This is a genomic window from Streptomyces sp. SAS_281, from assembly GCF_052542855.1.
Window position 1 is genome coordinate 1 of sequence record NZ_JBMNDO010000155.1, and the last position, 15610, is coordinate 15610.

General features: G+C 72.2%; 13 protein-coding genes. 4 read left to right on the forward strand and 9 right to left on the reverse strand.

The genetic code is table 11. The features are described from left to right. Positions 1 to 157 precede the first annotated feature (157 nt). Together ACN6LM_RS34670 and ACN6LM_RS34675 are read left to right on the forward strand one after the other, a co-directional pair. Positions 158 to 1486 carry an SGNH/GDSL hydrolase family protein gene (locus ACN6LM_RS34670; RefSeq protein WP_445069354.1) on the forward strand — a complete coding sequence of 443 codons (1329 nt, stop codon included), beginning with the start codon at positions 158 to 160 and terminating at the stop codon, positions 1484 to 1486. A gap of 619 nt (positions 1487 to 2105) precedes the next feature. After that, the gene (locus ACN6LM_RS34675) at positions 2106 to 3116 is read left to right on the forward strand and encodes a terpene synthase family protein (protein ID WP_445069355.1); all 1011 of its coding nucleotides are present in this window, start codon (positions 2106 to 2108) and stop codon (positions 3114 to 3116) included. Between the two features lie 160 nt (positions 3117 to 3276). Here ACN6LM_RS34675 and ACN6LM_RS34680 read toward each other — a convergent pair whose 3' ends face one another. From ACN6LM_RS34680 to ACN6LM_RS34700, 5 genes are all read right to left on the reverse strand, one after another. Next, the gene (locus ACN6LM_RS34680) at positions 3277 to 3492 is read right to left on the reverse strand and encodes an EF-hand domain-containing protein (protein WP_445069356.1); all 216 of its coding nucleotides are present in this window, start codon (positions 3490 to 3492) and stop codon (positions 3277 to 3279) included. Between the two features lie 416 nt (positions 3493 to 3908). Next, complete coding sequence (locus ACN6LM_RS34685; protein WP_425808542.1) at positions 3909 to 4424, reverse strand: ATP-binding protein; 516 nt, start codon at positions 4422 to 4424, stop codon at positions 3909 to 3911. Between the two features lie 274 nt (positions 4425 to 4698). Further along, positions 4699 to 5466 (reverse strand): enoyl-CoA hydratase/isomerase family protein, encoded by a 768-nt coding sequence (locus ACN6LM_RS34690; RefSeq protein ID WP_164398897.1) that lies wholly within the window; start codon positions 5464 to 5466, stop codon positions 4699 to 4701. A gap of 132 nt (positions 5467 to 5598) precedes the next feature. Then, complete coding sequence (locus ACN6LM_RS34695) at positions 5599 to 6846, reverse strand: L,D-transpeptidase (protein ID WP_445069357.1); 1248 nt, start codon at positions 6844 to 6846, stop codon at positions 5599 to 5601. Positions 6847 to 7068: 222 nt separating this feature from the next. Beyond that, a complete protein-coding gene (locus ACN6LM_RS34700; protein WP_445069358.1) occupies positions 7069 to 8295 on the reverse strand; it encodes an Ig-like domain-containing protein in 1227 nt (408 codons plus the stop codon). A gap of 152 nt (positions 8296 to 8447) precedes the next feature. Between ACN6LM_RS34700 and glgX the strand changes: the two genes are divergently transcribed. Continuing rightward, a complete protein-coding gene (gene glgX, locus ACN6LM_RS34705) occupies positions 8448 to 10694 on the forward strand; it encodes a glycogen debranching protein GlgX (protein WP_445069359.1) in 2247 nt (748 codons plus the stop codon). Between the two features lie 9 nt (positions 10695 to 10703). On the opposite strand, the gene ACN6LM_RS34710 is transcribed toward glgX, so the two are convergent. The 4 genes from ACN6LM_RS34710 to ACN6LM_RS34725 are packed head-to-tail and all read right to left on the reverse strand — an operon-like array spanning position 10704 to position 14414. Beyond that, positions 10704 to 11354 carry a response regulator gene (locus ACN6LM_RS34710; RefSeq protein ID WP_445069360.1) on the reverse strand — a complete coding sequence of 217 codons (651 nt, stop codon included), beginning with the start codon at positions 11352 to 11354 and terminating at the stop codon, positions 10704 to 10706. A 23-nt stretch (positions 11355 to 11377) separates the two neighbouring features. Next, positions 11378 to 12631 carry a sensor histidine kinase gene (locus ACN6LM_RS34715; RefSeq protein ID WP_445069361.1) on the reverse strand — a complete coding sequence of 418 codons (1254 nt, stop codon included), beginning with the start codon at positions 12629 to 12631 and terminating at the stop codon, positions 11378 to 11380. 21 nt (positions 12632 to 12652) lie between these two features. Then, the gene (locus tag ACN6LM_RS34720; RefSeq protein ID WP_445069362.1) at positions 12653 to 13447 is read right to left on the reverse strand and encodes an ABC transporter permease; all 795 of its coding nucleotides are present in this window, start codon (positions 13445 to 13447) and stop codon (positions 12653 to 12655) included. A gap of 1 nt (position 13448) precedes the next feature. After that, positions 13449 to 14414 (reverse strand): ABC transporter ATP-binding protein, encoded by a 966-nt coding sequence (locus tag ACN6LM_RS34725; protein ID WP_445069363.1) that lies wholly within the window; start codon positions 14412 to 14414, stop codon positions 13449 to 13451. Between the two features lie 175 nt (positions 14415 to 14589). Between ACN6LM_RS34725 and ACN6LM_RS34730 the strand changes: the two genes are divergently transcribed. After that, positions 14590 to 15610 (forward strand): ABC transporter ATP-binding protein (locus tag ACN6LM_RS34730; protein ID WP_445069364.1); only part of this gene is annotated, 1021 nt, incomplete at its 3' end.

A 15610-nucleotide genomic window follows, 5' to 3' on the forward strand; every position in this document is an offset into this window, starting at 1 on the left:
TCTCCCCCCCTCCCCCCCGACTTCGCGTTCCGGACCCTCTGGTTTCGAAATATTTCGAACCGTTGACCGAAAGTTCCGGTGGCGCTAGCCTGCCGCATGCCCGGCCGGGGCACGCACGTGTGCATGGAGAACCCCACCACGCAGAGGGAACACCGCCATGAACCGAAGAACGTCGCTCCTCAGCCTGATCACCGCGGGGGCGCTCTGCGCGACCCTCGCCCTCGTCTCCCCGGCCCTCGGCGCCGGGGAGACGCACTCCGGCGGCGCGCCCGGTCCCCGGGAACGCGGCGCCCACTGGGTCAGTACCTGGACGTCGATGCCCCAGCTGACGGAACCGTCGAACATGCCCCCGGCCCCCTTCACCGGCGACGACTCCGTGCTGACGGACACGACGCTGCGGCAGACCGTCCACGTCTCGGCGGGCGGCGACCACATCCGGCTGCGGTTCTCCAACGCGTTCGGCGGTGCGGTGCTGCCGATCACCGAGGTCTCCGTGGCCCTCCCGCTGGACGGGAAGGCGGGCACCGGGGCGATCCGTCCGGGGACCTCGCACAAGGTGACCTTCCGGGGCTCGGCGTCCATCGACGTACCGGCCGGGGCGCAGGCCGTCTCCGACCCGCTGGACTTCCGGATCGCCCCGGGGTCCAACCTCACGGCGACGGTCTACCTGGCGACCGGGCAGGCGTCCACCGCCCTCACCTCGCACCCGGGCTCCCGCACGACCTCGTACCTGCTGCACGGCGAGCACGTACGGGACGGGGACCTGCCCGGCGCGACGACCACCGACCACTGGTACCTCCTCAGCGGCGTCGAGGTCTGGGCCAGGGGCACCACATCGGCGACGGCCGTGTTCGGGGACTCGCTGACGGACGGCCGGGGCTCCACGACCAACGGCAACGACCGCTGGCCGGACGTGCTCCAGCGGCGGCTGACGGCCCGGACGTCCGTGGTCAACCAGGCTGCGGGAGGCAACCGGCTGCTCGCCGACGGCCTCGGCCCCAACGGGCTGGCCCGGCTCGACCGCGACGTCCTGGCGCAGAGCGGGACGGACCGGCTGATCGTCTTCGAGGGCGTCAACGACATCGGCACGGCGGACGCCACCCCGGAGGCCCAGAAGCGCACGGCCGAGGCCGTCATCACCGCGTACGACCAGATCATCACCCGCGCCCACGCCCAGGGCATCCGGGTGTACGGAGCGACGCTGACGCCGTTCGGCGGCAACACCGGCTACGACGATCCGGACGGGTACCGCGAGGAGGCCCGGCGTACGGTCAACACCTGGATCCGCACCAGCGGCCGGTTCGACGCGGTGCTGGACTTCGACCGGGCGGCCCGCGACCCGCAGCGGCCCACCGCGCTCCGCGCCTCGCTGGACGTGGGTGATCATCTGCACCTGAACCCGGCCGGCTACCGGGCCCTCGCCGAGGCCGTACCCGCCCGGCTGTTCGAGCCGTCGCCGCTCCCGGCGGGCTTCGGCTACAACTGACCGGCCCCTCAGGGCGGGTCCGCGCACCGGTGCCGGGTGCGCGGACCCGCCTTTCGCGTTCCCCGGCGCGACTCACCGAATCGGCCATGCGGCACTCGCCGCCGTCCGACGCGCGGACGCCCCAGGAGTAATCCAACTGCTCACAACTGCGCAGGAGTTCGCGCCGATCACACATTTTCGGTCACCTGCTCCTTCCCTCCCGCGCCCGCGGGGAGTTCACTGGACGTGACGAGGGGTGACGCGATCGCCGCGCACGTCAGGCTGCGCGCTGCCCTGGGCCCTGCTCCGTTCGCCCGGTCCGCGGAGGAATGAGGACAGCCATGCCAGCCACCCCTTCCCGGGCACGCCCCTGGCGTGTTCCGGCCGTGCGGGCCGCGTACGGCCGCCCGGAGAGGACTGCCGGGCGTCCGACCATGACCGCCCGCTCCACCCGCTCCGGTCCGCGGCGGGTGGCGCCGTCGCGGCCGGACCGCGGCCCCCGTGCGCTCCCGTCGTGCCGGCGCGGCCTGCCGCCGGCCGGCCGTGCGCGCGTCCGCCTCTCGTCGCCGCGAATTCCGCCTGCGCGTTTCCGCATCGCGCATCCCCCTGCCCTGTCCTTATCGTCACGACGAGGTGCACCATGAGCAAGATCGCGCTTCCAGAATTCCACATGCCGTTCGAAAGTGCGGGATGCCATCCGGGAGTTGAGAAGACGAAGAAGGCCGCCTGGGAATGGGCGGAGGCCAGTGAGCTCGCCCTGTCACCCGTGGCCGTGAAGAAAATGATCAGAACGCGCCCGGAACTCTGGATCTCCCTGATATTCCCCCGGGCCTCGCAGAAGCATCTGGACCTCTTCTGCCAGTGGCTCTTCTGGGCCTTCCTGGTGGACGACGAATTCGACGACGGCCCGGCCGGACGCGACCCCCGGCTGTGCGAGAGCGCGATCGGCCGTCTGGTGGACGTGCTGGACGGCGCGCGGGCCCCCGTCGGCCGCATGGAGCACGCGCTGGACGAACTGGTGGCCCGGACCTGCGTGGACCGCCCGGCGCACTGGGTACGGCAGTTCCGGCGGGACACGGCGGCCTGGCTGTGGACGTACTACGCGGAGGCCGTGGACCGGGCGGCGGGACATGTGCCGAGCACCGCCGACTTCGTGAAGCACCGCCGTGATTCGGTGGCGATGCAGCCGTTCCTGGATCTGCACGAGATCACCGCCGGAATCGATCTCCCGGAATCCGCCCGGAGCCTGCCCGCCTATATCGCCCTGCGCAATGCGGTGGCCGATCATTCCGGCCTCTGCAACGACATCTGCTCGTTCGAGAAGGAGGCCGTGCTCGGATACGAGCACAACGCCGTCCGGCTGCTCCAGCGCGACCGGGGCTGCTCGCTCCAGGAGGCGGTGGACGAGGCCGGAATTCTGCTCGGCCGTATCGCCGACCGCGTGCAGCGGGCGGAGAAGGAACTCGTGCAGGAGATCGAGGCGGCGGGAATCGAGGGCCCGACGCGCATCGCCCTGGAGCGCTGCGTCCTCGACTACCGGGGGCTCGTACGGGGGGACTTCGACTACCACGCCCGGGCCGAGCGCTACACCCGCCCGGAGCTGACGGAGATCGACGGGGGCGATTCGATGTCCCGCAACTTCGCGGCCTGACGGGCCGGAGCGGGGGCGTGCGGGGCGGTGGCCGGGGCCGGCGCGCGGGACGGCGCCAGCGATTTCCGGACATTTCTCACCACGCCGCCCCCGCACCCCCGGCCGGAGGCCGGGGTGGCCTCCGGTGGCCGGAACCGGTGGCCCCGGCGCCTGTCCCGGATCAGGCCTTGTTCTGCGCGGCCCAGAACTCGTCGAACGTGAGGAGCCCGTCGCCGTTCGCGTCGTGGGAGTTGATCACGGCCTGCGCGACCGGCTCGCTGACGTACGGGTCACCCAGCTGAGCCATGACGCTCTTGTACTCGGCGGCCGAGATCAGCCCGTCGCCGTTCAGGTCGTACCGCTCGAACGCCTTGCGCGCCGACTCGATGTCCGCCACTGTTCCGCCCCTTCGTATGACTGTCTGACGGAGCTCAGATTATCGGGCGGGCCGGGCGGGCCGGTGCGTGGGAGGGGCAGCGAACCGGCACACGCCGTCCACATCGTGGACGATCAATGGATCATGCGCATGAAGTCATGAATATTCATCGATTTCCAGGCACGTGACCCACCACACCTGCGTTTCCTCATCGAAATGTCCCCATATGTGGCATCGAGCGAAGAATGCGGCTTTGGCTGGGGAGTCTTCCGTCTGTCATAGTCGATGCCACGACCCCCATTGACCCGGGCCAGGTCGTCATCAGCGGCCGTGAACACACCCCCCATTTCACGGTCCCCCCACAGAAGCCCCCGAGGCGCCGTACCACGGCCGACACGGGGGCTTCTGTCTGCCCGGGGCGGCTCGCGGAGAGGGCGTCAGCGGTCGGAGATGCGCATCTCGAACCAGGTGGTCTTGCCCCGGGGTAAGAGGTCCACGCCCCAGCGGTCGGAGAGCTTGTCCACGAGCATGAGCCCCCGGCCGCTGACGTCCATCTCGCGGACCGGCATGAGGCACGGCAGCCCGCGCGAGGGGTCGCGCACCTCGATCCTGATCCAGCCGCGGCGGCGCACCATACGCAGCCCGAAGACCCGGGCCCCGGTGTGCCGCACGGCGTTGCCGACGAGCTCGGAGACGAGCAGGACGGCGTGCTCGGCGGCCTGCGGGGAGAGCGCCCACTGGTGCAGGACGACGCACGAGGTCAGCCGGCGCGCCGTGGCCGCCGACTCCGGGCGGGAGGGCAGCCGGACTTCTTCCTCCGTCGGGTTTCCGAACAACTCCAGCGCTTTGAACGCCTGTTCGTCCTCGACGGCCGGCAATCTCCGTGCCGCTGTCGCGCTGCTGCGCGGTCGCGGCTGCTCCACACCCTCCAGGCCCGCCATGCACACCATCATGGCCGCACAGCGGGCCCTCCGGGGCCGTTCCGGGGGAATACGCGACCCGTAATCAGTCGTTCCCCGAGGGCCCTCCGGCATATGCCGGAGGCACTGAGCAGCCGGATACAGCCCATCTGACCTGCACTGATAGCACCTCAGGCCAGGTTCGCCGACGTCCCGAACGCGGTCGTTCCCGAGGTTCCCTCAAGGTCGCGCCAATCCGCCCGCACGGATGAACGCGTCGGTTCGCGTTCTCCACCGGCGTTCGGTCGGGGCTTCAACCAGTCCTCCGTCAGAGGAATTTCGCCTTGCCCGGGCCCTCCTCGACGAAGCTGCGCATTCCGCGTTCCCGGTCCTCCGTGGCGAACAGACCGGCGAACCAGGTCCGTTCGATCGTGAGGCCCGTGTCGATGTCCGTCTCCAGCCCCGCGTCGACGGCCTCCTTGGCCGCGCGCAGCGCCAGCGCGGGCCCCTTCGCCAGCTTGGCCGCCCACGCGTGCGCCTGCTCGTAGACCTCGGCGGCGGGCACCACGCGGTCCACGAGCCCCATCGTCAGGGCCTCGTCCGCCCTGACGTGGCGGCCGGTGAAGATGAGGTCCTTGGCCTTGGCGGGACCGACCAGACGGGCGAGCCGCTGGGTGCCGCCGGCGCCCGGGATGAGGCCGAGCAGGATCTCCGGCTGGCCGAGCTTGGCGTTGTCCCCGGCGATGCGGAAGTCCGCGCAGAGGGCCAGCTCGCAGCCGCCGCCGAGCGCGTAGCCGGTGACGGCCGCGACAACGGGCTTGGGGATGCGGGCGACGGCGGTGAAGGAGTCCTGGAGGGCCTTGGAGCGCAGCACCATGGCCGCGTGGTCCATCGCCTGCATCTCCTTGATGTCCGCGCCCGCCGCGAACACCTTCTCGCCGCCGTAGAGCACCACGGCGCGCACGTCGTCGCGCCGGGACGCCTCTTCGGCGAGCTCGCGCAGCCGGTCCTGGGTCGCCACGTCCAGAGCGTTCATCGGCGGACGGTCCAGGCGGATGGTGCCGACGCCGTCGCTTACTTCGAGGGTTGCGGTCATGAGGTGCAGGTTAACCGGCGCTAACCGCGGGCGGCACGGGCCGGGGGCGGTGCCGTGCGTCACGGCGGACGCGGGCGGGCCCGGCACCGTGGATCTCGGTGCCGGGCCCGCCGGGGTGCTCGGGGCGTGGAGCTACGCGGTCCACTCCGACCAGTTCATGTTCCAGCCGTTGAGGCCGTTGTCCGGGCTGATCGTCTTGTCGTGCGAGTTCTTCACGACGACGACGTCGCCGATGAGCGAGTTGTTGAAGAACCAGGACGCCGGCATGGAGGAGTTGCCGCCGCCGCGCACGTCCTGGAGGCCGACGCAGCCGTGGCTGGTGTTGGCACTGCCGAACACGCCCGGGCCGCCCCAGTAGTTGCCGTGGATGAAGGTGCCCGAGGTGGACAGGCGCATCGCGTGCGGCACGTCCTTGATGTCGTACTCGCCGCCGAAGCCGACGGTGTCGCCGTTCATCCGGGTCACCCGCAGCTTCTCGCTGATGACCATCTGGCCGTTGTACGTGGTGGTGGCAGGGGCGCCCGCCGAGATCGGGATGTCCTTGATCTGCTTGCCGTCGCGGACGACCTTCATCCGGTGCGACTTGGCGTCCACGGTGCTGACCTGGCTGCGGCCGATGGTGAACGAGACGGTCTTGGCCTGCTTGCCGTAGACCCCGGGCCGGCCCTCGACGCCGTCGAGGTCGAGCTTCACGGTCACCTTGGTGCCGGCGGCCCAGTACTGCTCGGGGCGGAAGTCCAGGCGGTCGTTGCCGAACCAGTGGCCCTCGACGGGGACGGCGGGCTCGGCGGTCACCTTGATGGCCTTCTCCACGGCCTCCGGGTCGGTGATGCCGCGCGTGAAGTGGATGGAGACCGGCATGCCGACGCCGACCGTCGAGCCGTCCTCCGGGGTGTACTGCCCGACGAAGGTGTTCTTGGGGACCAGCGTGGTGAACGAGGTGTCCTTGGCGGACTCACGGCCCTTGGCGTCCTTGGCCACCGCGTGGACCTTGTACTGGGTCGCCGAGGCCAGGTGCTGGTCGGGCACCCAGCTCGCGCCGTCCGCCGCGATCTTCCCCTCGACCTCGCCGCCCTTGGCGTCCGAGACCTTGACCGTGGTCAGCTTCCCGCGCTCGGCGCTGATCTTCAGCGCGCCGCTCGTCGCGACGTCGTCGGTGCCGTCCTTCGGCGCGACGGTCACCACGGCCTGCGAGGCGCTGGTGTCCTGTTCCTTGACCCCGCCCGCCTTGCCGTCCGCGCTTCCGCCGTCTCCCCCGCCGCACGCCGTCACCAGAAGCAACAGCGCACCCACCGCCAGGGCCGGCAGACCGGTGGCTCCCCGCAGCCGCCGCCTGCCGCCCGTTCCGGCCGATGTCCCCGATATCGGCTGCCCGTTCAATGTGGTCGTCTCCCCTCACACGGCCTGGCCCCGCCAAGGCCCCGGGAACCCTCGGGTTCCCACCCCCGCGCGCTGCACATGCGCGCTCAGCAAAGAGATAATCACACCGACTGCGGGCAGATCCCCCCGGAATTGTCACTGTTCCGTCCCAAGTGACGGCGGGGTTTCCGCCGCCCGGCCCGGGGGTGTCATGGCGGCCGCCGAAGATCCGCCGGACAGGTGCTAGCGGAGCGCGGAGCCCGCCCGCCAGGTGGTCCAGCCCAGGTTCCAGCCGCCGAGTCCGTTGTCCGGTGCGACCGTTCTGTCGGCCGAGTTGACGACCTCGACGACGTCCCCGACGAGGGTGCGGTCGAAGAACCAGCCGGCCGGGGTGGAACCGCTGCCGCCCTGGACGTCACGGAGCCCGATGCAGCCGTGGCTGACGTTGCTGGAGCCGAAGACGTCCTCGTCGGACCAGTAGTTGCCGTGGAGGAAGGTGCCGGACTTGGTCAGCCGGATGGCGTGCGGCACGTCCTTGATGTCGTACTCGCCGCCGAAGCCGACGGTCCGCCCGTCCATCCGCGTCACCTCGTGCATCTCGCTCACCACCATCTTGCCGTTGTACGTGGTGGTCGTCGCGGAGCCCGCGGTGACCGGGACCGTGGAGACCAGCTCCCCGTCCCGGCGCACCTCCATCGTGTGCGCGGCCGCGTCCACCCGGGAGGTCTGCTCCCGGCCCACCGTGAAGCGCACGGTCTTGCGCTGGCTGCCGTACACCCCCGGCGCGCCCTCCACGTCGGCCAGCCCGATGTCCACGGTGACCTCGGTGCCGGGCCGCCAGTACTCCTGGGGGCGGAAGTCCAGGCGGCTCCTCCCGAACCAGTGCCCCGCCACGGCCACCGGCGGATCGGCCGTCACCCGGATCGCCCGCTCCACCGCCGCGCGCCGGGTGACGGGGCGGTTGAACTCGAAGGAGACGATCATGCCGGTGCCGACGGTCGAGCGGTTCTCCGGCTTGAAGTAGCCGATGAACCGGTCCTTGGGGACCGCGGTGGTGAAGGTGGTGTGCCGGGCCGCGCGGTGGCCGCCGCCGTCCACCGCGACCGCGTCGACGCTGTACTTGGCGGCAAGGCCGAGCCGCGCCCCCTTCACCGGTGCCCAGGAATGGCCGTCCTCGGCGATCCGGCCCGGCACCTCCTGCTCCCGCGCGTCCTCGATCCGCCGCACCCGGACGCTCTCCAGCCGGCCGTCGGGGACCTCCACCGCGACCCGGCTGTCCGCCCGGACGTCCTCGGCCCGGTCGGCGGGCACGACCCGGATGGCCTCCTGCGGCTTCCCCTTCCCGCCGATGAACGAACCGGCGCCCGAACAACCCGTCAGCACGGCCAGCAGCGCCAGTACGGCGAGCAGGCACCGCCCGGGCGGAGCGGTGACCGGGCGCGTCCCTGCCTTCTTCGCTACGTCAGTCATGTCCCCCCAACGACGGGGGCCGGTCGTGGGAAACGTGAGTGCGGGCCGCCCGGTGGGCAGAACACAGGGGACGGCCGCACTCGGGGAGCCGCGGCCGGGACGCCGCACACCCCCTTACGGTGCCGGTCCCACGAGCCGCGGGAGGCGAGCAGGTGTCGAGCGCAGCCGAGCAGGAGGCAGTACCGGAGACGGACGCGGGGACGGCCGGGGCGGTCGCGGAACGGGTCGCCGCCGCGGCGCCCGGCCGGCGCCCGCCGGCGGTGTGGCCGGGGGCACCGATGCCGCTCGGCGCCCGCTTCAGGACCGGCCCCGACGGGGTGGCGGGCACCAATTTCGCACTCTGGGCGGGCGGCGCGGAGGCCGTCGAGCTGTGCCTCTTCGACGAGGACGGCACGGAGACCCGGCTCCCCCTGACCGAGCTGACCCACGAGGTCTGGCACGGCTTCGTGCCCGGGGTGCGGCCGGGCCGGCGGTACGGATACCGGGTGCACGGCCGGTGGGACCCGTGGACGGGCGCCCGGTGGAACCCGGCGAAGCTGCTGCTCGATCCGTACGCCCGGGCCGTGGACGGCGAATTCACCCTTCCGGCCGAGGTGTACGGCCATGTGAGGGACTGGCCCGACCAGCGGTTCGCGGACACCGTCCGGGACGAACGGGACTCGGCCCCGTACGTCCCGAAGGGGGTCGTCGTCCACGACGACGACGACTGGGCCGACGACCGCAGGCCGAAGACGCCGTGGGCGGACTCCGTCATCTACGAACTGCACGTGAAGGGGTTCACCCAGCGCCACCCCGGCATCCCCGAGGAGCTGCGCGGCACCTACGCGGGGCTCGCCCACCCGGCGGCGGTCGGGCATCTGAAGCACCTCGGGGTGACCGCGGTGGAGCTGCTGCCGGTGCACCAGTTCGCGCACGAGGACCATCTGCTGCGGCGCGGGCTGCGCAACTACTGGGGCTACAACTCCATCGGCTACTTCGCCCCGCACGCCGGCTACTCGGCGAGCGGCACGGCGGGCGGGCAGGTCGGCGAGTTCAAGCGGATGGTGCGCGCGCTGCACGACGCGGGCATCGAGGTCATCCTCGACGTCGTCTACAACCACACCGCGGAGGCGGGCGAGCTGGGCCCGATGCTGTCACTGCGCGGCATCGACAACCGCGGCTACTACCGCCTCCAGGGCGACGCCCGCCGGTACGCGGACTACACCGGTTGCGGCAACACCCTGCACGTCGTCCAGCCGAACGTGCTGCGGCTCATCACGGACTCGCTGCGGTACTGGGTGACCGAGATGGGCGTGGACGGTTTCCGCTTCGACCTGGCGGCGGCGCTGGCCCGCTCCATGCACGACGTGGACATGCTCTCGCCGTTCCTCGCGGTGATCGCGCAGGACCCGGTGCTGCGCCGGGTCAAGCTCATCGCCGAGCCCTGGGACGTCGGCAACGGCGGCTACCAGGTGGGCGCGTTCCCGCCGCTGTGGACGGAGTGGAACGACCACTACCGGGACGCCGTGCGGGACTTCTGGCGCGGCGCGCTGCCCGACGTGCGGGACCTCGGCTACCGGCTGACCGGGTCGAGCGACCTGTACGCGTGGGGCGGGCGCCGCCCGTACGCCTCGGTCAACTTCGTCACCGCGCACGACGGGTTCACCCTGCGCGACCTGGTGACCTACCAGGAGAAGCACAACGAGGCCAACGGCGAGGACAACCGGGACGGCACCTCCGACAACCGGGCGTGGAACTGCGGCGCCGAGGGCGAGACGGACGACGCGGGCGTCAACGCGCTGCGCCGCCGCCAGCTGCGCAACCTGCTCACCACGCTGCTCCTGTCGACCGGGGTGCCGATGCTGGTCGCGGGCGACGAGATGGGGCGTACGCAGGGCGGCAACAACAACGCCTACTGCCAGGACAACGAGACCGGCTGGGTGGACTGGTCGCTGCTGGACCGGCCCGAGTGGCGGGAGCTGGCCGCGCTGACCGCGCGGGTGCTCGCGCTGCGCCACCGCCATCCGGTGCTGCGCCGCCGGGCGTTCTTCTCCGGCCGGCCGCAGGCCCCGGACGGGCTGCGGGACCTGGCGTGGTTCACGCGCGCGGGCGCGGAGATGACCGAGTCCGACTGGTACGCGCCCGCCGCGACGATCGGGCTCTACCTCTCGGGCCGGGACATCCCCGGGCGGGACGCGCGCGGTGAGCAGGTGACCGACGACAGCTTCCTGGCCGTCCTGCACGCGGGCCACGAACCGGCGGACTTCCTGCTGCCCGGTCCGCCGTGGGCGCAGGCGTACGAACTGGTCCTGGACACCTCTCGGGAGGACCAGGCCGGGCCCCCGGGCACGGTGCACCGGGGCGGCGAGCGGCTGACGGTGCCGGAGCGGTCGGTGCTGCTGCTGCGCGTACGGGAGTGAGCCGCGCGGTCAGCCGAGGATGCCCCGGTCGTAGCCGGCGGCCACGGCGGCGGCCCGGTCCTTGACGCCGAGTTTGGCGAAGAGGTGGGTGAGGTGGGTCTTCACGGTGGCCTCGCTGATGAACAGCTCGGCGGCGATCTCCCGGTTGGAGGTCCCCCGGGCGACGAGCGCCAGCACCTCGCGCTCCCGGGCCGACAGCGTCTCGTTGCCATGGGCGGCCGGGGCGCGGACCGCCGAGACGAGCCGCGACGCGACGGCCGGTGACAGGACGGTCCGGCCCTCGGCGGCGGCCCGGACGGCGGTGAACAGCTCCTCGCGGGGCGCGTCCTTGAGGAGGTAGCCGGTCGCGCCCGCCTCGATCGCGGGGAGGGTGTCGGAGTCGGTGTCGTACGTGGTGAGGACGAGGACCTTGGAGCGGGCGCCGCGCCGGGTCAGCTCGGTGATCGCGGCGACTCCGCCACCGCCCGGCATGCGCAGGTCCATGAGCACCACGTCGGGGTCGAGCCGGAAGGCCATCTCGACGCCCTCGACCCCGTCGGCCGCCTCGCCGAGCACCCGGAACTCCGGTGCGGCGGCGAACATCCCCCGCAGCCCGTCCCGTACGACGGGGTGGTCGTCGACGACGATCAGGGTGATGACGCGCGCGGGTTCCCGGTCCATGGCGCTCACGGTACGGGACCGGGTCAGGCGTGCGGCACCAGCGGGACGCGGGCGCTGACGGCCGTGCCGAGGCCCGGTCCGGTCTCCACCTCGACGGTGCCCGCGATGCGTTCGGCACGCGAGCGCATGCCGCCGAGGCCGAATCCGCCGGCGCCCCGGTACGGGGGCAGCGCGGCCGGGTCGAAGCCCCGGCCGTCGTCGCGGACGTCGAGCGTGATCTCGTCGCCCATGTACGACAGGGTGACCCCGGCCCGGGACGCGTCGGCGTGCCGGGCCGCGTTGGCCAGGGCCTCCTCGGCTATGCGGAGCAGGGTGGCGCCGACCTCGTCGTGCAGGGGTGCGACGGTGCCGGTGACAGTGAACTCGGCGCGCACCCCGGTGCGACCGGACCAGGTGGCGACGGTCTTCTGGAGCGCGCCGGGCAGGTCGTCGTGTTCGAGGGCCGCCGGCAGCAGGTTGTGCACCGAGCGGCGGGCCTCGCCGAGGCTGTGCCGGGCGAGGGAGGCGGCCCGGACGAGGTGTTCGCGGGCGAGGTCCGGGTCGGTGTCGGCGGTGGAGGTGGCGGCCTGGAGCTGGGCGATGATGCCGGTGAGGCCCTGGGCGATGGTGTCGTGGATCTCGGCGGCCAGCCGGCTCCGCTCGTCGGCCACCCCGGCCTCGCGGGCCTGGACGAGGAGCTGGGCGTGCAGCCCGGCGTTCTCCGCGAGGGCCTGCTCCAGGCGGGCGTTGGCGGTCTCCAGGGCGGTGATGGTCGCGTTCCTGGACCGGTCCTGGTCGGCCTCCCGCTCGCCGATCTGAGCGAAGACCATGGTGAGGGTGGCGTGCACGGCGAGGACGACGCCGAAGACGATCCAGTTCATCAGGGTGGCGGGCGGCAGGGGGCTGCCGCTCTGCGCGCCCGCCATGATGACCGCGACGGCCAGCAGCCCGGGCCGGAAGGCGCGTTGCGGAAGGACCCGGCCGGCGTCGAAGTAGCCGAAGACCGCGTAGATGGAGAAGAAGGGGTTGCACCAGGTGAGCCCGAAGGCGAGCAGGGTGCGGGCGCCGAAGTAGCAGACGCTCGGCCTCGGTCCGGCGCCGGACGCGGTGCGGGACCACCACAGCTGAAGTCCGAGCGCCGCCGGGAGGAGCACCGCGGCGGCGCGCTCGTCGGCCGGGGACATCACGAGGTCCCGGGAGACGGCCGAGACGACGGCGGCCAGGCCGAGCAGCCCGTAGGGGCCGTAGCGGAAGAACCGCCCCCACCACTGCTCGGCCGTCGTGACGTGTGCGCTCATACGGGCGAGTCTCCCAAGGCCCTACTGCCACCGGAACGTGCGGATCGCGGTCCATCCGGCGGCGATCGCCCAGGCGGCGACCGCGCCGAGGTGGGCCCAGGCGGGCCAGTCGCCCCGGGCGGCCTGGTCCAGGGCCTGGGAGGCGGCGCCGAAGGGGGTGGCCTGGACGACGCGGCGCAGCGCGTCGGGCATGGCCTGGACGGGGACCCAGACGCCCGCCGTGAACATCATGGAGAAGTAGACGAGCGAGCCCGCGGCGGCGGCGATCTTCGTCGTGCGCGAGAGCGCGCAGACCAGCGAGCCGATGGCGAGGACGCAGGCGACCGCGAGCAGCAGCGCCAGCAGATAGCCGGACGGCTGGTCCGGCAGCCGCACCCCGTAGGCGATCCGGCCCACGGCGACGACCAGCAGGGCGGAGAGGAGCGCGGCCGCGCCGTGCAGGGCGATCTGCGCGCCGAGCAGCGCGGAGGGCCGCACCGGTGTGGTGGACATCCGGCGCAGGATGCCGCGTTCCCGGTAGCCGGTGAGGACGGGCGGCATCGCCTGGAGCCCGGACATGATCAGGGCGAGCAGCACCGCGACGGGCACGTACAGGTCGATGACGCGCCGGCCGCCGAGCCCGTCGTCGTGTGCCCGGAAGGAGGGCACGAGGCCGAGGATCGCCAGGAGCACGGTCGGGAAGACGACGATCCAGAACAGGCTGCCGGGTTCGCGCAGGAAGAGCCGGGTCTCCGCCTTGAGGACGGCGAGCGTCGCGCCCGGCACGGCGGTGCGGGGCGCGGCGGCGGGGGCGGGGGCGGTGTGTGCGGTGGCCATCTCAGGCAGCCCGTTCTGTGAGGCCGGGCCCGTCGGCGGGGCCGGTGCGGTCGGGGTCTTCCGTGGGCTCCGGCTGCTCGGTGAGCCCGAGGAAGGCGTCGTCCAGGGTGGCCTCGGAGACGCGCAGGCGGTGGGCGGTGACGCGGAGCCGGGCCAGCAGCGAGATCACGGCGTTGACGGTCTCGTCGGTGCCGTTGATGACGACCCGGCCGCCCTCGGTCTCGTACGACACCGCGCCGGGGAGCCCCGCGAGTTCGGCCTCGGGCAGCGGTTCGGAGGGCGTGAAGGAGATGACGGTGGAGCCGTCGGCGCCGGCGACGAGACCGGCCGGGGTGTCGAGCGCGACGACGCGGCCCCCGTCGATGACGGCGATGCGGTCGCAGAGGCGCTGGGCCTCCTCCATGAAGTGGGTGACGAGCACGACGGTGACGCCGCCGTCGCGCACGTCCTGGATCAGCTGCCAGGTGTCGCGCCTGGCCCGCGGGTCGAGGCCGGTGGTCAGCTCGTCGAGGATGACGACGCGGGGCCGGCCGACGAGGGCGAGCGCGATGGACAGGCGCTGCTTCTGTCCGCCGGAGAGCCGGTGGAAGCGGGTGTCCAGCCTGTCGTTCAGGCCGAGCCGTTCGGCGAGCGGGCGCCAGTCGGCGGGCCGGGGGTAGAAGGCGCTGTACAGGTCCAGGGCCTCGCGTACGGTGATCTTGGTCTGGAGTTCGCTCTCCTGGAGCTGGGTGCCCAGCAGTCCGGTCACCCGTTCGCGGTCGGCGACGGGGTCGAGCCCGGCGACCCGGACGGTGCCCGCGTCGGGGACCCGCAGGCCCGCGACGCACTCGACGGTGGTCGTCTTGCCCGCGCCGTTGGGGCCGAGAATCCCGAAGATCTCCCCCTCTTCGACGGAGAAGGAGACCCCGTCGACCACGGGGCGGCCGGCGTAGGACTTGCGCACCCCGTTCGCTTCGATGATTGCCATGGCACCGAGCATCCGCCCGGCGGGCCCGCCCCGGTATCGGCCATCGCGCTCGAACCGGCATCGGCCGATCGGTTGATGCCCCCTACGACCCCTACGGGGAGCGCGTCCTCCGGTGTGCCGGGGGCCGGATAAAAACACAGGACCGATATCCGGACGGACCGTAGGCTCCTCCCTGATGCGCCAGGAACATGTAGAACCCAAGGACCGGTCGGCCGTGCGCTCGCTGCTGCGGCTGTGGCCGTATGTGAAGCCGGTACGGGCACGGCTCTTCGGGGCCGCCCTGGTGGCGGTCGTCGCCTCCTGTCTGGGCCTGGTGATCCCGCTCGTCCTGAAGTGGATCGTGGACGGCCCGGTCGCGGACTCGGACCCGGGCGGGGTCTGGCTCGGCGCGCTGTACCTGCTGCTCCTGGGCATCGCCGAGGCGGTGCTGTTCGGGGTGCGGCGGTGGATGGTGGCGCGTCCGCTGGCCGGGGTCGAGGCGTCGATGCGCGGGGACCTCTACCGGCACCTCCAGCGGCTGCCCGTGGCCTTCCACGACCGCTGGCCCTCGGGACAGTTGCTCTCGCGCGGGACGACGGACCTGATGATGGTCCGGATGTTCCTGGCCTTCCCGCTGACCTTCCTGCTGGTCAACGCGACCACGATCCTCGTCGGTTTCGTGGTGCTGCTGTTCCAGGAGTGGACGCTCGGCCTGGTGCTGCTCGCCCCCGTCGTCCCGCTCGTGATCATCTGCTCGGCGTTCGAGGCGAAGTACGCCGCGGTCGCGCGCCGTGCCCAGGACCAGGTCGGCGATCTGACCACCGTGGTCGAGGAGAGCGTGCTCGGCATCCGGATCATCAAGGGCTTCGGCCGCCACCGCAGCCAGTCCGACGCCTTCCGGGTGCTCGCCGGGAAGCTGCGCACCACGGAGCTGGGCAAGGCCCGGCTGCTCGCGCGGATCTGGACCCTCATCACCACGCTCCCCGAACTCGCCATCGGGGCCGCCCTGGTGTTCGGCACGATCGAGGTCGCCGACGGCGGTCTGTCGGCGGGCACCCTGGTCGCGTTCCTCTCCACGGCGCTCGCGCTGCGCTGGCCCGTCGAGTCGATCGGCTTCCTGCTGGCGATGAGCCAGGAGGCGGCGACGGCGACCGAACGGTACTTCGAGGTGATGGACGCCGCCGAGGAGGAGGACACCGGCCGGGCGGCCGCGGCCG